General features: G+C 68.5%; 16 protein-coding genes. 10 read left to right on the top strand and 6 right to left on the bottom strand.

Annotated features, from left to right (window positions below):
• The first annotated feature begins 107 nt into the window (after window positions 1-107).
• Both DELCS14_RS12410 and DELCS14_RS12405 read left to right on the top strand, forming a co-directional pair.
• Complete coding sequence (locus DELCS14_RS12410) at window positions 108-1,091, top strand: tripartite tricarboxylate transporter substrate binding protein (RefSeq protein ID WP_013801916.1); 984 nt, start codon at window positions 108-110, stop codon at window positions 1,089-1,091.
• Window positions 1,092-1,201: 110 nt separating this feature from the next.
• Window positions 1,202-1,756 carry a bacteriohemerythrin gene (locus DELCS14_RS12405; RefSeq protein WP_224986183.1) on the top strand — a complete coding sequence of 185 codons (555 nt, stop codon included), beginning with the start codon at window positions 1,202-1,204 and terminating at the stop codon, window positions 1,754-1,756.
• A gap of 90 nt (window positions 1,757-1,846) precedes the next feature.
• Here DELCS14_RS12405 and DELCS14_RS12400 read toward each other — a convergent pair whose 3' ends face one another.
• The 3 genes from DELCS14_RS12400 to pobA all read right to left on the bottom strand — a co-directional run bounded on the left by DELCS14_RS12400 (window position 1,847) and on the right by pobA (window position 4,473).
• On the bottom strand, window positions 1,847-2,284 hold the full coding sequence (locus DELCS14_RS12400) for a universal stress protein (protein ID WP_012206159.1): 438 nt from the start codon (window positions 2,282-2,284) through the stop codon (window positions 1,847-1,849).
• Window positions 2,285-2,383: 99 nt separating this feature from the next.
• Window positions 2,384-3,166 carry a 2OG-Fe dioxygenase family protein gene (locus tag DELCS14_RS12395; protein ID WP_013801915.1) on the bottom strand — a complete coding sequence of 261 codons (783 nt, stop codon included), beginning with the start codon at window positions 3,164-3,166 and terminating at the stop codon, window positions 2,384-2,386.
• Between the two features lie 131 nt (window positions 3,167-3,297).
• Window positions 3,298-4,473, bottom strand: a complete 1,176-nt coding sequence (pobA, locus tag DELCS14_RS12390) for a 4-hydroxybenzoate 3-monooxygenase (protein WP_013801914.1) — start codon at window positions 4,471-4,473, stop codon at window positions 3,298-3,300.
• Window positions 4,474-4,643: 170 nt separating this feature from the next.
• On the opposite strand from pobA, the gene DELCS14_RS12385 reads away from it, so the two are divergent.
• On the top strand, window positions 4,644-5,426 hold the full coding sequence (locus tag DELCS14_RS12385) for an IclR family transcriptional regulator C-terminal domain-containing protein (protein WP_012206162.1): 783 nt from the start codon (window positions 4,644-4,646) through the stop codon (window positions 5,424-5,426).
• Window positions 5,427-5,466: 40 nt separating this feature from the next.
• Here the strand turns inward: DELCS14_RS12385 and DELCS14_RS12380 are convergent, their stop codons facing one another.
• Window positions 5,467-6,366 carry a LysR family transcriptional regulator gene (locus tag DELCS14_RS12380; protein WP_013801913.1) on the bottom strand — a complete coding sequence of 300 codons (900 nt, stop codon included), beginning with the start codon at window positions 6,364-6,366 and terminating at the stop codon, window positions 5,467-5,469.
• Window positions 6,367-6,570: 204 nt separating this feature from the next.
• On the opposite strand from DELCS14_RS12380, the gene DELCS14_RS12375 reads away from it, so the two are divergent.
• Window positions 6,571-7,578: a tripartite tricarboxylate transporter substrate binding protein gene (locus tag DELCS14_RS12375; RefSeq protein WP_013801912.1), complete on the top strand. Its 1,008-nt coding sequence runs from the start codon at window positions 6,571-6,573 to the stop codon at window positions 7,576-7,578.
• A 76-nt stretch (window positions 7,579-7,654) separates the two neighbouring features.
• On the opposite strand, the gene DELCS14_RS12370 is transcribed toward DELCS14_RS12375, so the two are convergent.
• Both DELCS14_RS12370 and DELCS14_RS12365 read right to left on the bottom strand, forming a co-directional pair.
• Entirely contained in the window at window positions 7,655-8,797 is a 1,143-nt protein-coding gene (locus DELCS14_RS12370) for a DSD1 family PLP-dependent enzyme (protein WP_013801911.1), read from the bottom strand.
• An 11-nt stretch (window positions 8,798-8,808) separates the two neighbouring features.
• Window positions 8,809-9,213: a GFA family protein gene (locus DELCS14_RS12365; protein WP_013801910.1), complete on the bottom strand. Its 405-nt coding sequence runs from the start codon at window positions 9,211-9,213 to the stop codon at window positions 8,809-8,811.
• A gap of 110 nt (window positions 9,214-9,323) precedes the next feature.
• Between DELCS14_RS12365 and DELCS14_RS12360 the strand changes: the two genes are divergently transcribed.
• From DELCS14_RS12360 to DELCS14_RS12335, 6 genes are all read left to right on the top strand, one after another.
• Entirely contained in the window at window positions 9,324-9,863 is a 540-nt protein-coding gene (locus tag DELCS14_RS12360; protein ID WP_013801909.1) for a DUF6886 family protein, read from the top strand.
• A 37-nt stretch (window positions 9,864-9,900) separates the two neighbouring features.
• Window positions 9,901-10,248: a protein-tyrosine-phosphatase gene (locus tag DELCS14_RS12355; RefSeq protein ID WP_013801908.1), complete on the top strand. Its 348-nt coding sequence runs from the start codon at window positions 9,901-9,903 to the stop codon at window positions 10,246-10,248.
• Between the two features lie 165 nt (window positions 10,249-10,413).
• A complete protein-coding gene (locus DELCS14_RS12350; RefSeq protein WP_013801907.1) occupies window positions 10,414-14,502 on the top strand; it encodes a TOMM system kinase/cyclase fusion protein in 4,089 nt (1,362 codons plus the stop codon).
• Between the two features lie 17 nt (window positions 14,503-14,519).
• Entirely contained in the window at window positions 14,520-15,305 is a 786-nt protein-coding gene (locus DELCS14_RS12345) for a BMA_0021/BMA_0022 family TOMM bacteriocin (RefSeq protein WP_013801906.1), read from the top strand.
• The gene (locus tag DELCS14_RS12340; protein ID WP_224986185.1) at window positions 15,280-16,146 is read left to right on the top strand and encodes a class I SAM-dependent methyltransferase; all 867 of its coding nucleotides are present in this window, start codon (window positions 15,280-15,282) and stop codon (window positions 16,144-16,146) included. The genes DELCS14_RS12345 and DELCS14_RS12340 overlap by 26 nt, the downstream gene beginning before the upstream one ends.
• A complete protein-coding gene (locus DELCS14_RS12335; RefSeq protein WP_228676881.1) occupies window positions 16,139-18,334 on the top strand; it encodes a TOMM precursor leader peptide-binding protein in 2,196 nt (731 codons plus the stop codon). Before DELCS14_RS12340 ends, DELCS14_RS12335 begins: the two co-directional genes overlap by 8 nt.
• Window positions 18,335-18,439 lie beyond the last annotated feature (105 nt).

The following is an 18,439-nucleotide window of genomic DNA, read 5'->3' as shown; positions in this document are numbered from 1 at the left end:
AACCACCCTCCCCGATCATCGACAACCCACCGCATGGGCGGCCCGGCACTGCCGGTCCGCTGCGAGAGGGTTGCACCGCCCCATCAGACCCTGGAGTTTCTTCTTTCATGTTCCGCCAACTGATCACCTGCACCGCCGTGGCCGCCGCCATGGGCATGAGCTTTTCCGCAGCCGCCCAAGGTGCGGCTGCCGACTATCCGAACAAGCCCGTGCGCATGATCGTGCCCTTCCCGCCCGGCGGCGGCACCGACATCCTCGCGCGCGTGGTGTCCAACAAGCTCACCGAAGTCAGCAAGTGGACCGTGGTGCCCGACAACCGCGCGGGCGCAGGCGGCACCATCGGCATCACCGAGGCCGCCAAGGCAGCGCCCACGGGCTACGACATGGTCATGGGCCAGAAGGACAACGTGGTCCTGGGCCCCTATCTCTACAAGAACCTGCCCTGGAACCCCGTCAAGGACCTGGTGCCCGTGGCCCACGTGGCCTACACGCCCATCGTGATCGCCACCAGCGTGAACTCGCCCTACAAGACCCTGGCCGACATCGTGGCCGCTGCCAAGCAGCACCCGGGCAAGGTGACCTACGGCTCGCCGGGCAATGGCACCAGCATCCACATCTCGGGCGTGCTGCTGGAGAAGGCGGCAGGCATCCAGCTGGTGCACGTGCCCTACAAGGGCTCCAATCCGGCCCTGATGGATGCGCTGGCCGGCAACGTGGACCTGCTGGTGTCCTCCGTGCCCTCGGCCATCGGCCAGATCAAGGCCGGCAAGCTGCGCGCCATCGCCGTGACCTCGGCCAAGCGCTCGTCCTCGCTGCCCGACACGCCCACGCTGGCCGAAGCAGGCCTCAAGGGCTTTGACGTGAGCACCTGGTACGGCCTGTTCATGCCCAAGGGCACGCCCACGGCCGTCGTGACCAAGGTCAACGCCGAAGTGAACAAGCTGCTGGCCATGCCCGAAGTGCGCGATGCCATCCAGACCCAGGGCGCCGAACCCCAGTCCATGAGCGTGGCCGACTTCGACAAGATGTTCCAGGCCGACTTCAAGCAGTCCAAGCAGATCGTCGAGTCCTCGGGCGCCAAGATCGAGTGACATGCCTGCGGTGCCAGGGCTGCATGCCCGGCACCGCCTGCAATGGCCAACGCCGCATTTCATTGATGCAGATCAGCCTGATCTGCATCAAGGAGCTATGTGACAGTCCCGTGAATACTTCTCTGGAAATCACCGAATTCCTGGAGAACGTCATGGCATTGCTGGTCTGGGTCCCCGAGCTGGACACCGGGATTGCAGAAATCGACCGGCAGCACCGCCGCATCGTCGATTACATCAACAAGCTCTACGAGCTGCGCTCCTCGCCCGACCGCGAGGCCCTGGGCGATGTCATCGGCGAGATGATCGACTACACCGTCTCGCACTTCGTGTTCGAGGAAAGCCTGATCGAGAGCGCCGGCTACATGTTCGCCGGCCCGCACAAGAAGGTGCACGAGCTGTTCACGCGCCGCGTGATCGAGATGCAGACCCGCTTCGATGCGGGCGAGGACGTGGCCGCCGAGCTGCACGGCATGCTCTCGCGCTGGCTGTTCAACCACATCCGCAACGAAGACACCGGCTACGTGGACTCGGCCAAGGCCTATCTGCGCATGGCGCGCGAGTCCAGTCCTGCCGCCGAGAAGGAAAGGCTCAAGAACGAAGTGCTGCAGGAGCTGGAACTGCAGCGCAAGAAAAAGGGCTGGCTGGCACGGCTGCTCAATCGCTGATCACCCTCTCCCCCTGCAGCGCACCAACAAAAACGGCTCCCGAGGGAGCCGTTGACGTTTTACCCGGCAAAGGGCCGAGCGGCCCGGTGATTACTCGCGCACCACCAGCACCGGCACGCGCACGGCGCCCAGCACGCGCTGGGTCACGCTGCCCAGCATCAGCTTTTCCAGGCCACGGCGGCCTTGCGAGCCCATGATGATCAGGTCGGCGCCCGTGCTCTCGAGCACGCGCACGATGCCTTCGTGCACCGCATGGCCTTCGCCCACCACGGTGGTGGCGGTGATGCCGGCCTCGTCGGTGATCTTCTTGACGGCGTCCAGCGTGGTGTTGGCCTCGGCCGTGGCCGCGCTCAGGTACTGCGACTGGCCGTAGGCGAAGTCGGCGCCCACGCCCGTGAACGGATAGGGGTCCACCACGTAGACCGCCGTCAGCGTGCTGCCAAAGGCCTTGGCCAGCTCCACGCCCTTGTGAACTGCCAGCATCGAGCTGTTGGAGCCGTCCACGGGAACCAGGATGTGCTTGAACATGCGTTTTCTCCTTTGTGCTTGGCCGCCGTCAACAATCGGGGGCGGCCGGGTCGATGAACCAAAGTGTGCGCCCATCATGCGCCAGCGTCTTGAGCTGCATCAATCCTTGCGGCGACGCGTCAGCTCCGAGCCCTGGAAACCCTGGCGGCGATAGGTCAGCACCAGGGTATCGCGCACGCCGCCCGGCTGCTCTGGCTGGATGGGCGTGGTCTCGTGGATCATGCGGGCATCGTCCAGCAGCATCACCGACCAGGGCTCGGTCAGCGTGAAGCGCTGGCCGCTGGGGCCCGTGGCCTCGAAGATGCGCGTCTCGCCGCCCTTCACGCCCTCGCGCCCGACCAGGATCACGGCCACCAGGTCCACGCCGTCGCGGTGCGCGCCTTCGGGCGTGGGCCGGCCAATGCCGTCCGTGGTGTCGATGCGGAACTGGTGGGACTCGATGAACCAGCGCTCGTGCTGCACATCATTGCCCTGGGCGCAGAACACCTGGTCGGACAGGCCGGCCAGCGCCAGCAGCAGCCGGCTCCAGGTGGCGCTTTGCGCCGTGGCGTCGCGCATGGGATCGAACATGCGCAACATGCCGCCATGCAGGGCGTTGTACTCCACCGGCTGCCAGTGCGCGCGGTGCTCCACCTGCTGCAGCCCGTCCTGCCCGGCGATGAAGCAGGAATGGCGGCGGCGCCGGTAGCGCCCGCCGTCCTTCAGAAAGGCATCGGGCGGCAGCTGGGCCCAGTCGGCATCGAGCGCATGCAGCTCGGTCAATGACACGCCTGCCCAGGCCGCGAATTCATCGGGGCGCAGCACCGCATAGCCTGCGTCGCGCAGCGACTGCGCTGCATTCTGGGGGGCGATATAGGGAGGGGGAAACGTGATGTGCGCCATAACCCGACAAGCTTACTCCTCGCCCGCACCCGTCCGGGCGAGGCGGGCTGCAAATTTGCGCAATGCTGTGGCGACAGGCGCGCATCAATGCGGGCGCAGCCTCGGCGGCGCCCGAGGCCTCATACCGGACCTCACACCAGCGGCAACCCCACATAGTTCTCCGCCAGCGAGGTCGAGCCTGCACGGGAGTTGACGATGTAGTCCAGCTCCGCCTCCTGCACCTTGGTGTCGAAGCCGCCCGCATCGGGGAAGCGGTGCATGAGCGAGGTCATCCACCACGAAAAACGCTCGGCCTTCCAGACGCGGCGCAGGCATTGCTCGGAGTAGCCGTCGATGCCTTCGGGCGCCTTGTCGCGGTAGTACTGCGCGAAAGCGCTGGACAGGTAGCCCACGTCCGAGGCGGCCAGGTTCAGGCCCTTGGCGCCCGTGGGCGGCACGATGTGGGCCGCGTCACCGGCAAGGAACAGGCGGCCGAAGCGCATGGGCTCGGTCACGAAGCTGCGCAGCGGGGCAATGCTCTTTTCCAGCGAGGGGCCGGTCACCAGGCGCTCGCGTGCCTCGGGGTCCAGGCGCAGGCGCAGTTCGTTCCAGAAGGCTTCATCACTCCAGTCCTCGACCTTTTCGGTCAGCGGCACCTGCAGGTAGTAGCGGCTGCGCGTGGCGCTGCGCTGGCTGCACAGTGCGAAGCCGCGCTCGGTCTGGGCGTAGATCAGTTCGTGCGAGACGGGCGGCGTGTCCGACAGCAGGCCCAGCCAGCCGAAGGGGTAGACCTTCTCGAAGGTGCGCACCTTGTCCTGGGGCACGCTGGCGCGGCAGATGCCGTGAAAGCCGTCGCAGCCGGCGATGAAGTCGCATTGCAGCTCATGGACCTGGCCGTCCTTCTCATAGCGCACGACGGGGCTGTCGCCATCGAAGCCCACGGGCTGCACGTTGCTGGCCTCGTAGACCGTGGTCAGGCCCTCGGCGGCACGCACTTCCATCAGGTCGCGCGTGACCTCGGTCTGGCCGTAGACCATGACGCGCTTGCCGCCGGTCAGGCCATGCAGGTCGATGCGGTGGCGCTGGCCGCCGAACAGCAGCTCGATGCCGTCGTGCGGCAGGCCTTCTGCGCGCATGCGGGCGTCGGCACCGGCCTGCTCCAGCAGGTCCACCGTGACCTGTTCGAGCACGCCAGCACGGATGCGGCCCAGCACGTAGTCGGCGCTGCGCTGCTCGATGATGACGTTGTCTATGCCCGCGCGGTACAGCAGCTGGCCGAGAAGCAGGCCGGCAGGGCCTGCACCGATGATGGCGACTTGGGTGCGCATTGATTTGTCTCCGTTGCGTTGTTCGATGTCATGGCCGGTTCATGCCATGGCCTGCGCCCAAGATTAGTTTTGAGGCAGCGCAAAGACGAGGGGCTGCAGCACGCGTTGCGCGGTGATCGCGCAATCTGCGCGACAATCGCGCACTACCTGCATGCCCGCCCTCCCCGCCCATGAACCAGCCCTTTCCCATCGACCCGGATGACTTCATCGCCGGACTGGCCAAGGGCCTGGCCGTGCTGGAGAGCTTCGACACCGAGCGCCAGCGCCTGAACGCCACCATGGCGGCCGAGCGCTCTGGCATCACGCGCACGGCCGCGCGCCGCCATCTGCTGACCTTGACGCACCTGGGCTACCTGGAGACGGACGGCAGCCATTTCTGGCTGGCGCCCAAGGTGCTGCGGCTGTCGGGCAGCTACCTGGCCTCCGCGCGGCTGCCGCGTATCGTCCAGCCCGTGCTCTACCGGCTGGCGGCGCAGACCCAGCTGTCGTTTTCCTGCGTGGTGCGCGATGGCCACGAGGTGGTCATCGTCGCGCGCAGCGCCCTGCACGAGCGCGGCCAGCGCCTCATGGCCCACGGCCTGCACCTGGGCAGCCGCCTGCCCGCCCATGCCACCTCCACGGGCCGCGTGCTGCTGGCTGCCCTGCCTGCGGCCGAGCTCAGGCAATGGCTGGCATCGCACGATCTGCGGCGCCTGACCGCCCACACGGTGACGGACAGCGCCGCGCTGGAAGGCGTGCTGGACGAAGTGCGCCGACAGGATTTCTGCCTGGCCCTGGAAGAGCATGAGCTGGCCGTGCAGGCCCTGGCCGTGCCGCTGCGCAACATGGAGGGCCGCACGGTGGCCGCGCTCAACATCGTGACCTCGCCCCAGCGCATGGCGCCCGCCGACATGGCGGCCGAGCTGCTGCCGCTGCTGCAGGAGGCGGCGCGGGAGCTGCGGCCGCTGCTCTGAGGCCTGCTGGCCTGCGACCTGCCGCCGTCGCTGCAACCGCTCAGAGCGGCGCGCACACCTGCTGGCTCAGTTCGCGCAGGGCCAGCGAGGTCTTGCGGATCAGCGGCGTGGCCTTTTTCTTGGCCGACTGCGCCAGGCACAGCGTGCTCACCACATGGGGCGACTCGATGGGAATGCCCACCAGCTCGGCATCGGTCAGGTGGCTGCGCATGGCGCTGTCGGTCAGCGCGGCGTAGCCGTAGCCGCCGCGCACCAGGTCCAGGATGGCCGGCACGCTGGACACTTCCCAGACCACGTTGAGCTTGACCTGGGACAGCGTGGCCTGCGCTTCCATCAGCTTGCGGAAGATCTGGCCGTGCTGCGGCATGATCAGCGGGAACTGCGACAGCTCGTCAAAGCGCACGCCGCTGCGCCCGCCCAGGGTGCGCGCCGGGCCGATCAGGCACAGGCGCTCCTCCAGCACGGGCGTGACCTCGATGTGCGGATGCGGCTCGGGCGTGTAGACCAGGCCCAGGTCCATGCGGCCCGAGGTCAGCCATTCGGCAATGTTCATGGAAAAGCCCTCGACCACGGCCAGGCGGGCCTTGGGCATGTCCTTGCTGAACAGGTCGATCAGCGGCAGCGTCAGGCGCCGCGCCAGGCTGGGCGGCAGGCCCACCACGATGCGGCCCACGGGCTCGTCGCGCTGGCTGCCCAGATCCTCCTTGGCCAGCGCCACACGCTGCATGATGGCGTGGCCGTGCTCCAGCAGGCGGCGGCCCGCGTCGGTCAGCGTCACGCCGCGGCCGGTGCGGATCAGCAGGGTTTCGCGCAGCTCGGTCTCCAGCGCCCGCACCTGGCGGCTCAGTGCGGGCTGGGCCGTCTCCAGCAGCACGGCCGCCTTGCTGAAGCTGCCGGTCTCGGCCACATGCACAAAGGTCTCTATCTGCTGCAAATTCATGTTCTATCGTCTCCTCACTTATGCCATTTTGCTATAGCTGCTAGCGGCAGCCATGGCTAGGTGCTTTGCAGCGAACTGACACAATGCGGCGACTGGATCATCCAGCCGCTCCCGCAAGAGAGCGTGAAAAACAAGAGCGGCCCGTGCATTCCCGGCATAGGGCCAAGCCACCCAGCAAGCCCAACAGCGACTCGGAGACAAACCATGAAAGACAGCGCCTTCAGCATCAATCGCCGCCAGGCGGGCCTCGCCCTTGGCGCCCTGGCCCTGGGCGCGCTGGCGCCTGCGCGTGCCCAATCGGGTGCCGCCGCCAACTGGCCCACCAAGCAGGTGCGCATCATCAATCCGTTCCCCGTGGGCGGCGGGCCGGACGGCACTTCGCGCCTGGTGGCCGACAAGCTGGCGCGCCTGTGGAACCAGCCCGTCATCGTGGAAAACCGCCCCGGCGGCAACGGCTTCATCGCCATCGAGGCCTTCAAGCGCGGCGCCACCGACGGCACGGACATCATCCAGCTGGACAACGTCCACCTGGCCGCCTATCCCCACCTGTTCAAGAAGCTGCCCTACAACATCGACAAGGACTTCGAGGTCGTCCTGCCGCTGTTTCGTACCTTCTTCTTCGTCTGCGTGCCGGTCAACAGCCCCTACAAGACCGTGGCCGACCTGATTGCCGACGCCAAGGCGCGCCCCGGCAAGCTGAACTACGGCTCGTGGTCCGTGGGCAACCCGGTGCACCTGGGCTCGGCCCTGCTGGAGTCGCTGACGGGCACCAAGATGGAACACGTCATCTACAAGGAAACCAGCCAGCTGTACACCAGCGTGGCCACGGGCGAGCTGGCCTTTGCGCTGGGCTCCTCGGGCACGGCCGGCCCGCTGATGCGTTCGGGCAAGCTGCGCTTCCTGGCCGTGCTGGCACCCCACCGCCTCAAGGGCTATGAAGACGTGCCCACCGTGGCCGAATCGGGCGGCCCGGCCGACGCCGTGGTCACCGGCTGGAATGCCTTTGCCGTCTCCAAGTCTACGCCGCCCGCCGTGGTCGAGAAGATCCGCCAGGACACCATGAAAGTCCTGCGCGAGCCTGACATCCAGCCCAAGTTCCAGACCTTCGGCTACGAGAACTACTTCCCCACGCCCGAAGAGTTCAAGGCCTTCATCGTCGAAGAGAACAAGCGCTTTGGCGACGTGATCCGCCGCGCCAAGATCGAGCTGTAAGCCACAGGCCACAGCAGGCCGCAGACGCAAAAAAAGCCGCCGCGCCGCAAGGCCGACGGCTTCTTTCATGCCGTCTTCAGCGCGACAGCCCGCGCGCCGCAATCGGCCACAGCGCGTGCACCACGCCGTCCTGCAGCACCACCAGCTCGTCGTGCAGGTTGAAAGTCGGGTCCACGTGGGAGGGCAGCAGATGCAGCACGCTGCCCAGGGCGGGCGCCTGGGCGCCCGGCTCCACGCGCACCACGCTGTGCTCGTCGTTGATGGCCACGCAGCGCAGGCCCGGCGTGCCGTACACGGCAGGCGGCCCGCATTCGGCCGAGGTGGACTTCAGGCCCACGTCCAGGATGACGCGGTCCGGCGCGGGCGTGCTCATCACCGTGGACAGCAGGAACAGGCTGCTGCGAAAGGCCAGCGCCCCGTCCCACTCGTTGGCGCCGTAGTCACCATCCATGAAGGCATAGGAGCCCGGCTGCAGCTCGGTGTAGACGCCGCTGGCCGCGTCGAACTCCACGCTGCCCGTGCCGCCGCCCGTGATGGTGTGGCAGGCCATGCCGTTGTCGCGCAGCAGTTGCGCGCATGCCGCCGCCTGGCGCGCCGCCTCCCGGCAGACCTGCGCACGCTCTTCGCGGCTGCGCCGGTGCTGCACCGCGCCGTGGTAGGCCTGCAGGCCCGCGAAATTCACGCCCGGCAGGTCATGCGCCTGCCGCGCCAGGGCCAGCACGGCCTCGGGGCCCGTGACGCCGCAGCGGCCCTGGCCCACGTCCACCTCCACCAGCACGTCGATCTCCACGCCCGCCTGCGACATGGCCTCGGACAACTGCACCAGGTTGGCCGCGTTGTCCACGCACACGGCCATGCGCGCACTGCGCGCCAGCCGGGCCAGCAGCGCGTGCTTGGCGGGTCCCACCACCTCGTTGCTGATCAGGATGTCGCGCACGCCGGCCGCCACAAAGGGCACGGCCTCGCTCACCTTCTGGCAGCAGATGCCGCGCGCGCCCAGCGCCAGCTGGCGCAGCGCGATCTGGGGGCACTTGTGCGCCTTGGCATGCGGGCGCAGCGCCACGCCGTGGCGGTCGGCCCAGTCCTGCATGGTGCGCAGGTTGGCGTCGAAGACGGTCAGGTCCAGCGCCAGGCTGGGTGTATCGACCCGGTCGAGCGGATCGCCGGGCCGTGCGGCAGGCTCCATTGCCAGGCCGCTGGAGTCATCGTGCAGGGGCATGGGGCTGTGCCTCATTCCTGCGGGGGCGCGTATTGGGCGATGACCTCGGCCTCGGTCATGGTCGGCGTCTGGTTGGCGAAGTCGTAGTAGCCGGGCTTCTTGTCGATGTAGATCTGCGTGGCCAGCTCGAAGTCCTGCGACTCGAAGGCGCCGGCCGGCACGAAGTACTCGCCCGTGGCGTGCAGCCGGTAGTACAGGTGCGTGCCGCACTGCCTGCAGAAGGCGCGCTCGGCCCATTCGGAGGATGCATAGGTGCCGATGTGCTCGCCGCCCTCGAACTTCACATCGGGCCCGCAATGCACCGCCAGCATGGGGCCGCCGCCCCAGCGCCGGCAGTACCCACAGTGGCAGGCCCCGATTTCCCGGGCCTGGGGAGAGACAAAGCTGACTGCGCCGCAAAGACAGTGACCGTTCATGGTGCGTGGACCTTTCCGTGGGTTGCAAGTAGCTGTGATTATTCACAGGTGCCGCGCATCATAGGCGATGGCGCAGCACCTGCAAACCGCGGCGCCCTACACTGCGCGCCATGCAGCTTTTTCACTTCAGCGAAGACGGAGATATCCGGCAATTCCAGCCCCGCCCGGTCCTGAAGGCGGCACCCCGCCCCCAGGGGCAGGAATGGCTCAACGGCCCCCTGGTGTGGGCCATCGCCCAGACGCATCAGCGGCTGTACCTGTTTCCGCGCGAATGCCCGCGCATCGTCATATGGCCGCACGAGCACAGCACCAGCGAAGACAGGGCCCAATGGCTGAACGCCCTGCCCGATGGAGCGCTGGCCGTGGCCTATGTGGAGACCGCCTGGGCCGCGCGCCTGCAAGCGGCCCGGATACACCGGTACGAGCTGCCAGCCGATACGTTTGAAAGTCTGGAGGACGCCGGCATGTACGTCAGCCGGCAGGCCGTGCAGCCCCTGCGCCGGGACCTGCTGGTCGATCTGCCGCAAGCGCTAGCGGAATGCGGCACCGAGCTGCGCATCGTCGATTCGCTGCAGCCGCTGCGCGACGTCTGGGACAGCTCGCTGCATGCCAGCGGCATACGGCTGCGCAATGCGGCCAGTTGGGCCTGAGCGCACTTGCATTCAAAGACCAACGCCTCTTTCCAACATGCCCCGCAATGACAACCGCCTCAAGGTCCTCTTCGTCTGCAGCCGCAACCAGTGGCGCAGTCCCACGGCAGAGCAGGTCTGGCGCAGGCACCCTGCCTTGCAGGTGCGCTCGGGCGGCACCAGTGCGGGCGCCCGCCACCGCGTGTCGGCCGACGATGTGGCCTGGGCCGACGTGATTCTCGTGATGGAGGAAAGGCACCAGTCCCGCCTCAAGGTCGATTTCGGCCGGCTGCTGGCGCAAAAGCGCGTGCATGTGCTCGATATTCCTGATGAGTACCGCTACATGGACCCCGAGCTGGTGGACATGCTGCAGACCGCCGTCAGCGCACTGCTGCAACTGGACTGAGCGCCGGACGCCACGGCGACGGCAACCATAGGCAAGCACGTAGGCAAAAACAGTCAATTGCATTCGGACGTACGCTATAGTAACGAACGGTATCAAAAGCACGGTCTGCCGTATGACAAATGGACGACTGGATACCCTCCAGGAGGACCCCCAACCGAGGCTGAAATGCACGATGCCATCACCAACCCCACGCAAGCTGCGGTGACCCCGGTGGCGCCAGCCCCCCTGGAAATACCCGATTACGAACTGCTGGAAACCTTGGGATCGGGTGGCTACGGCACCGTCTACCGCGCGCGCCACCGGCGCACGGGTGCATCGGTGGCCATCAAGGTCGTCAGGCTGCAGGAAGGCGGCCGCCAGGTGGAGCGCTTCCACCGCGAGACCATGCTGTGCGCGTCCCTGCACCATCCGCACATCGTCCAGTTGCTGGACAAGGGCGAGCAAGGCGACTGCGTCTACGGCGTCTTCGAATATGTGCCGGGCGAGACCCTCAAAAGCCTGATCCGCCGCCAGGGCGTGCTGACTGCCGCCGAGGCCGGCCGCCTCATGGCCGAGGTGCTCGATGCGCTGGACTGCGCGCACGCGGCCGGCATCGTGCACCGCGACCTCAAGCCCGACAACGTGATGGTCACCTCCACGGGCGCCGTGCGGCACGCCATGGTGCTGGACTTCGGCATCGGCACCGTCATTCCGCAGTTTGCCGGCCCGCAGGTCTCGCAACTCACCATGGGCGACGAATGCCTGGGCACGCCCGCCTACAGCGCGCCCGAGCAGCTGCGCGGCGAGCCGCCCAGCGCCCGCACCGACCTGTATGCCTGGGGACTGATGTTCCTCGAATGCCTGACGGGCACGCCCGCCGTGCAGGGCGCCTCGGTGGCCGAGATCGTGCACCGCCAGCTCAGCCCGCAGGAAGTGCAGCTGCCGCCGGCCATCTCCACCCACCCCATCGCCACCTTGCTGCGCAAGGCGCTCAAGAAGCGGCCCGCGGAGCGCAGCGACTCGGCGGCGGCCCTGCTCAGGGACCTCATGCGCGTGCGGCTGGACGATCTGGTGGGCCAGTTGCCCGCCGCCGCCCAGGTGCAGCAGGCGGACCTGACACGCACCGTGGCCACCACACGCGTGTTCTCCGAAGTGCGCCAGCTCACCGTGCTGTGCTGCAGCGTCTCCCTGTGGCCGGGCAGCGACACCCACGGCATGGACAGCGCGGCACGCACCGCAGGCCAGCCCTCGCAGGGGCTGAACATCGAAGACATCGAACTGCTGCAGCGCGAGGAACTCACGCTGTTCTCCGACGTTGCCACCCGGCGCGGAGGCATGCTGGCGGGCACGCTGGGCGACCGCATGCTGGTGCTCTTCGGCTACCCGCACACCAGCGACACCGATGCCCGCCAGGCCGGCATGACGGCGCAGGAGCTGCTGACGCTCAGCCGCAGCCGCGCGGCCGCCATCGAGCAGGTCCACGGACTGCACCTCGGAATCCGCATGGGCCTGCACACCGGCATGGCCGTGGTGGTCGGCGGCGAAGCACCCTCGGGCCATGCCGTCAACGTGGCCATGCGGCTGGAGGCCATCGCCGATGCGGGCACCCTGCTGGCCAGCGAAAGCAGCCATCGCCTGCTGGCCCGCCATGCGCGCTTCGAGAAAGCCGGCAGCCTGCGCCTGCCCGGCCAGCCCACGGGCATGCAGACCTATCGCCTGGAGCTGGAACAGCCGGCCGAGCCACTGCCAGGGCCTGTGTCCGATGCGGCCTTGCAGTGCATAGGCCGCGAACCCGAACTGCAGCGCCTGAACGACGCATGGGCGCGGGCCCGCGAAGCCGGGGGCAATGCGCTGTGGATTCGCGGCGAGCCGGGCATCGGCAAATCCTGCCTGGCCGACATGCTGCTCGTCCACGCCAGGACACAGGGCGCGAACACAGTGGTGCTGCAATGCCAGCCCGAGCACCGCAACACCGCGCTGACCCCTTTCCTGGGCCTGATACGGCAGCGGCTGGAGGCGGCCGATCCCCCGCAGGACCACCGCGAGCAGATGCGCGAAGCCCTGCGCGCCGCAGGCTGCGATGCCGAGGCCGCCCTGCCCATTCTGTGCGCCTGGCTCTCGCTGCCCCTGGGCGACTGCGAGCCCAGCCGCATCTCGGCCGTCATGCAAAGGGCGCTGCTGCTGCAGTCCACCGCGCAATGGCTGCTGCACATGTCCGAAGCTGAGCCCTTGCTGCTGGTCGTCGAGGACGTGCACTGGGCCGACCCCACCAGCATCGAACTGCTGGAGCAACTGGTAGCGCGCCTGCCCGGGCGGCGCGTGCTGCTGGTGCTCACGGCGCGGCCGCAGTGGCAGCCGCCCGAAGGCCTGCAGGCCGAGTGCGTGGACGTGCGGCGCCTGGAAGACGCCCAGGCCACCGAGCTGGCCCGCCAGACGCTGGCGCCGCGCAGGCTCAGCCCCGCCGTGATCCGCCACGTGGTGGAGCGCACCGACGGCGTGCCGCTGTTCATCCAGGAAATGGCGCGCATGCTGCTGGATGCCCACCTGGTGGAGCAGGACGGCGTCTGGGACTTTCGCCATGCCGGGCTGCCGGCCGCCATTCCGCTGACCCTGCGCGACTCGCTGGTCAGCCGCTTTGACCGCATCGGCCCGCTCAAGCCGCTGCTGCAACTGGCCGCCACCATGGGCCGGCACTTCGACTTCGGCCTGCTGTGCGCCTGCGTGGAACGCCCGCAAGGCGAGGTCGAGCAGGAACTGGCGCAACTGGGCCAGGCCGGCCTGGTCATTGCCGATGAACGTGCGGGCGCCGGCGCCTTCATGTTCCGCCACGCGCTGATCCGCGACACGGCCTACGAATGCATGCTGGCATCGCAGCGCCGGCTGCTGCACCGCGACGTGGCCCTGGCCCTGATGCAGCACCAGCCCCAGCGCGTTGCCGCAGAACCCGCAGGCGTGGCCCAGCACTGGGCAGACGCGGGCGACCATGCCCAGGCCGTGGCGCTTGCGGTGCGGCAGTTGCGCATCACGCAGCTGCGCTCGCTCAACGATGAAACCATTGCCTACGCGCGCCACATCGACGACTGGCTGCACCAGCTCCAGGGCGTGGCCCAGCGCGAGGCGCGGCTGGACGTCAACAGCTACGTGACCCAGGCGCTGATGAACAAGCACGGCTGGGCCCATGCCCAGGTGGTGGAAAGCATCGCGCTGTCGCAGGAGCTGCTGGCCGGCCCGGGCGCCAACGCGGTGGCCGACTACAAGCAGGTGCAGCACCTGTGGATGCTGATCACCTACCACCACGTGGCCAGCAACCGCGAGGAAGTGCGCCAGCTCAGCCACCGCCTGCTGGAGCAGGCGGTGCGCCAGCAGGACACGGGCGTGCTGGTGGCCGCGCAGACCTACCTGGGCCTGGCCCACTACTCCGACGGCCGATTCGAGCAGGCCGAAGAAGCGCTGACCGACGCCATCACCCGCTACGACCCCGTGGCCCATGCCCACCATGCGGCCGAGTTCGGCTTCGACACGCGCGTCTGGGCCACCTGCGGGCGCGCCCTGGTGCGCTGGTTCGCCGGCTTTGACCAGGCCGCGCTGGCCGATGCGAACGACGCCGTGCGCCTGGCGCACGAGGTCTCGCACATCCCCTCCCTGAGCATGGCCCTGCTCTACCAGGCCCTGGTCCACCAGGCACGTGGCGACAAGGAAAGCGCCTTGGCCACCACGGGCGAGCTGCTGGACATCTCGGCCCGCTACGGCCTGCCCGCGTTCTCGGGCTATGCGGACATCATCCGCTGCTGGGCGCTGGGTGACAGCGCAGGCAGCGCCAGCGCCGAGGGCATTGAACGCGCCAGCGGCACGGCGCAGCTGCTCTGGGACATGGGCTGCCGCTACTGCCAGACCTACTACCGCTCCTTCGTCGCCGAAATGCTGGCGGCCAGCGGGCGCTGGGCCGAGGCCCTGGACAAGATCGACGAATGCCTGCGCCTGGCCGACGTGCTGGACGAGCGGCTGCACAGCAGCGAGCTGCACCTGAAGAAGGCCCGCTTCCTGCTGGCCATGGGCGCCGACCACGCAGCCGTGCAGGACAGCCTGGCCCAGGCGGCAGGGACTGCGCGCACCGCCGGCAAGTACCGCACCGAAACCGAGGCGCTGGCCCTGTCGCAGACCCTGGCACCCGCCAGGCCGGACGTGGCCGCGCGCCTGAGTGAGCTGGCCGCATTGCGGCCTGAACTGTCCGTGCACCTGTCCGGGCCCCTGCCCGGCCAGGCGCATTTTTCTTGAACCGAGGATGAAGTCACATGACCACCCAGCTGCAGAATACTGAACCGTTGCTCGCATTCCGCCTTGCCTATCTGCGGGCCATCGCCCGCTCCTGGCAGGATGACGCCTACCGCCGTGATCTGCTGGGGCAGCGCGACATCCAGCCCATGCTGCACCGCGACTTCAGCCTGCCGACCCAGTGGCCCCAGGTCGATGTGTCGCTGCGCCTGAGCGACGACCCCACCCAGCGAGCCGAATGGAAGCCCGTGCTCACGGCCGGCTGGATCGGTCCTGACGATGAATTCGTCATCGTCCTGCCCCAGGCGCCCCAGACCCACGCCTCCGAAGCGCTGGCCGCCTACTACCAGCTGTTCCCCAACTTCATGGGCGTCAGCACCTCGTTCGAGGAACCGAGCAACGGCACGCTCAGGGCCGCCCTGCCCACGGGCCTGGGCATCCCCGGCGGCGGCCCCGACTCGCTGCTGGCCTTTGGCGGCGTGGTGCTGCGCGCCATCGCCCTGGCCTGGCAGTCGCCCGAGTTCCACGCAGAGCTGACGCGTGACGACGGCAAGGACAAGGCCCCCGTGCTGAGCCAATGGCTGGGCTACAACAACCCGTTCAACTTCCAGGTGCGTTTCGAGACCGAGCAGGCCTTCACCTGGGATGCGGCACGCGGCGAATGGAACCTGCAGCGCGCAGACGGCACGGCCATCAAGAACGGCATCGTGCTGAACTACCCGGTGGCACCCGCCGAGCAGGACCTGTGGGCCATCGCCCTGACCTCCTACAACAACACCGGTGACGCCTACCCCTTCACCTGCTGATACGGCACCGGCGCAGCTGCAAGGGGCCACGGCCACCTTGCTGCTGACGCTGGCGGCACGTGCCCGGGCAGCAGGTCCGGCAGCTTCCTCGGAACTGCCGGACCTGCCGCCTTTTTCCGACCCCGAGGCGCGCCGCATTGCCGCCGCCCTGCCCCAGGCCAGCGAGGCCCATGCGGCCGACCCCGCCTTTGTACGCAGCGTGGTGTTGCGCTCTCAGCTGTTCGACCGGCTCACCACCGAATTTCTGACCGCCCATCCGTCCGGCCTGTGCATTGCGCTGGGTGCAGGCCTGTGCACGCGGCGCAACCGCCTGGCCCCCGAGGCCGGCACCGCACGCTGGCTGAACGTGGACCTGCCCGACGCCATCGCCCTGCGCGCGCAATACATTGCAGGCCCTGAAGCCAACCTCGCCTGCTCCATCCTCGACACCTCCTGGCTGGACACCGCCGCCCTGCCCGGCAACCAGCCCGTTCTGGTGCTGCTGGAAGGCGTCTGCCCCTATCTTCCCCAGGCGGCGCTGGAGGCCATGCTGCAGCAGCTGGCCCAGCGCTTTGCCGCGCCCGGCAGCCCGCCGTGCACCGTCGTGCTCGACCATGTGCACCCGGCCCTTGCGCGGCTGCCCATGCAGGTGGGCGGAATGCGCCTGCCCGTCGTCTCGGGCTTTGCGGACGGCGCGCAGATAGAGCGCATCCACCCCGCCATCCGCATCAGCCTGCAAGAGCACCTGTATGCCCGCTTCTCGCAGCAGCACCAGCTGTTCGAGACCGCCTTCCACGCCACCACCGGCCAGCACCCCTATGCCGTCGTCCGCCTTGAACTCGGAGCACCGTCTCTTGCCTGAGCCCATGGCCCCGGACCTGTTCGCCCACGCCTTTCGCTGGCACGAGAAATTCCTGCCGCCCGTGCAGCAGGGCGACCGCCTTTTGCTGGCCAGCGAACGCGACACCCTGGCCCTGGGTTCTGCCGCCGTGCTGGCGCTGAACGCCCCGCTGCAGGCCGGCACCAGCCTCATGCAGCACTGCGCCACAGCGCCCGATGCGCCGCTTGCACAGATGCTGCACGCCCTAGGCGCCCTGCTGCGCCAGGGCCTGGTACAGCCGGTGCTGCACAGCGACTTGAACGGCCACGGTTATCTGCAACCGGATTTCTCGGCCCCGCCCGTGCGCCTGCAGGCATCGGAGCAGATCGACATCGTCATGCTGACTGCAGCGCTGGACAGCACAGCCGCCTGCCGCTGGGCTGCGGCCGTTGCCGGGGCCGTGGCCACGCAGGCACCCGCCCCCGCCCCCACCCCGCTCACCATCGTTTTCTGCGACGACTATCTGGACCCGCGCCTGGGCGCCATTGACGCCAACCAGCGTGCCGCAGGCCGGCCCTGGCTGCTGGTGCGGCCTGCGGGCGAGCAGGCCATGGCGGGACCGCTTTTCAAACCCCAGGCAGCGGCCTGCTGGCATTGCCTCGCACACCGCTGGCAACGCAACCATCCCGCACGCGGCGGCAAGCACGGCCAGGCTCAGGACAGCGGCCGCTGCCCGCCCGTGCGCGCCGGCGCCGACCTCATCGCCACGCGGCTGCAGGCCCTGCTGCCCACGGTGCAGCGCCTGCTGGCGCACACCGATGCGGCGCAAACCGTGTGGACGCTGGAGCCTGACCAGCCCCACCCGGTGGCCGCCCGCCCGCAATGCCCGCACTGCGGCACGCCAGGGCTGATGGCCCTGCGCCAGCGTGAACGCATTGCGCCAGTTCCCGGCACGCATGCCGCGCGCGCCGACGGCGGCTGGCGCAGCGTGCCGGCCGAGACCACGGTGCAGCGCCTGTCGCAGCACGTCAGCCCGCTGACCGGCGTGATTGCCCGGGTCACGCCGCTGACGGCCGAGACCGACGAAGCGCTCACCGTCTACCGCAGCGAAATCTTCAGAACACCGGCCCCCGACAGCGCCCGCCTGGCCGGCTCCGGAACACAGCTGTGCCTGGGCAAGGGCCTCTCGGCCGTGCAGGCCCGCGCCAGCGCCATGTGCGAAGCGGTGGAACGCTACGCCGCCTTCCACCAGGGCGACGAAGCCGTGGTCATCGCCCCCGCCGCCGAGCTGGACGCGCCCTGCATCGCGCCCACGGAACTGGCCCGCTTCAGCGACCGGCAGACTGCCCGCTTTGCCACCGACAGGCCGCCGCATGCCGTGCCCGCCAGCGCCGGCCAGGTCGAACCCCTGTGGTGGGCGCCAGCCTGGTCCCTGACCACCGATGCGCGCCGCTACCTACCGCTGGCCTTCTGCCTGGCCCATGCGCCCGCGCAAAGCCAGCACCACGTGGGCTGGACCTCCAACGGCTGCGCCGCAGGCAACACGCGGGAAGAGGCCATCCTGCAAGGCTTCATGGAACTGGTGGAACGCGACGCCGCCGCCATCTGGTGGTACGGCCAGATCCGCAGGCCCGCCATTGCGCTGCAAGGCATCGACCAGGCCATACGCCAGCGCCTGGACCGCAGTTGCGGCCCGCAATGGTCGTACTGGCTGCTGGACATCACGCATGACTTCGGCATACCGGTGGTCGTCTCTGTGGGCCGTCATGCACAGACCGGCCAATGGGCCGTGGGCTTTGGCTGCAGCCTGGACCGCGCCCTGGCCTGCGAACGCGCCCTCACCGAAATCAGCCAGCTGATCGCGGCCGGCAAAAGCTTTGCCGTGCCCGAGCCACTGCAGGCCTTCCTGCACCCTGCGGACAGCGCCGATGCGCCGCCGCAACAGCCTGCGCCACTGTCTGGGCACACGCCGGACACCGCGCCGCCAGACATTGCCCAGGCCATTGCGCGCTGCGTGGACATCGCACGCGGCCTGGGCCTGGAGACCATCGTCTACGACCATTCGCGCCCCGACATCCCTGTGCACACCGTCAAAGTCGTGATTCCCGGCCTGTGCCATATCTGGCCGGAACTGGGCAATCCACGGCTGCGCAACGTACCCGTGGCCCTGGGCTGGCGCAGCCGGCCGCTGCAGGAATCCGAACTGAATCCGCAGGCTCTGTACGTTTGACAAACTGAAACGCGCAGCGGGCATGTACTCTCTCAGCTTGGCAACAGGCTGCCGGCTCCGGGCCAATGCGCCCCCAGCCCACCCCCTGTTCACACAAGCCCCAAG

Source organism: Delftia sp. Cs1-4 (assembly GCF_000214395.1).
GTDB classification, from domain to species: domain Bacteria; phylum Pseudomonadota; class Gammaproteobacteria; order Burkholderiales; family Burkholderiaceae_C; genus Comamonas; species Comamonas acidovorans.
Note: the sequence above shows the minus strand (reverse complement) of the source record. Positions and strands in the feature narration are given on the sequence as shown.

What these genes read in the sequence shown, in the direction of transcription:
- DELCS14_RS12410 (WP_013801916.1), top strand. Translation starts at nt 108, where the DNA reads ATGTTCCGCCAACTGATCACCTGCACCGCCGTGGCCGCCGCCATGGGC.
- DELCS14_RS12400 (WP_012206159.1), bottom strand. Translation starts at nt 2,284, where the DNA reads ATGTTCAAGCACATCCTGGTTCCCGTGGACGGCTCCAACAGCTCGATG.
- DELCS14_RS12395 (WP_013801915.1), bottom strand. Translation starts at nt 3,166, where the DNA reads ATGGCGCACATCACGTTTCCCCCTCCCTATATCGCCCCCCAGAATGCA.
- pobA (WP_013801914.1), bottom strand. Translation starts at nt 4,473, where the DNA reads ATGCGCACCCAAGTCGCCATCATCGGTGCAGGCCCTGCCGGCCTGCTT.
- DELCS14_RS12385 (WP_012206162.1), top strand. Translation starts at nt 4,644, where the DNA reads ATGAACCAGCCCTTTCCCATCGACCCGGATGACTTCATCGCCGGACTG.
- DELCS14_RS12380 (WP_013801913.1), bottom strand. Translation starts at nt 6,366, where the DNA reads ATGAATTTGCAGCAGATAGAGACCTTTGTGCATGTGGCCGAGACCGGC.
- DELCS14_RS12375 (WP_013801912.1), top strand. Translation starts at nt 6,571, where the DNA reads ATGAAAGACAGCGCCTTCAGCATCAATCGCCGCCAGGCGGGCCTCGCC.
- DELCS14_RS12370 (WP_013801911.1), bottom strand. Translation starts at nt 8,797, where the DNA reads ATGCCCCTGCACGATGACTCCAGCGGCCTGGCAATGGAGCCTGCCGCA.
- DELCS14_RS12365 (WP_013801910.1), bottom strand. Translation starts at nt 9,213, where the DNA reads ATGAACGGTCACTGTCTTTGCGGCGCAGTCAGCTTTGTCTCTCCCCAG.
- DELCS14_RS12360 (WP_013801909.1), top strand. Translation starts at nt 9,324, where the DNA reads ATGCAGCTTTTTCACTTCAGCGAAGACGGAGATATCCGGCAATTCCAG.
- DELCS14_RS12355 (WP_013801908.1), top strand. Translation starts at nt 9,901, where the DNA reads ATGCCCCGCAATGACAACCGCCTCAAGGTCCTCTTCGTCTGCAGCCGC.
- DELCS14_RS12350 (WP_013801907.1), top strand. Translation starts at nt 10,414, where the DNA reads ATGCACGATGCCATCACCAACCCCACGCAAGCTGCGGTGACCCCGGTG.
- DELCS14_RS12345 (WP_013801906.1), top strand. Translation starts at nt 14,520, where the DNA reads ATGACCACCCAGCTGCAGAATACTGAACCGTTGCTCGCATTCCGCCTT.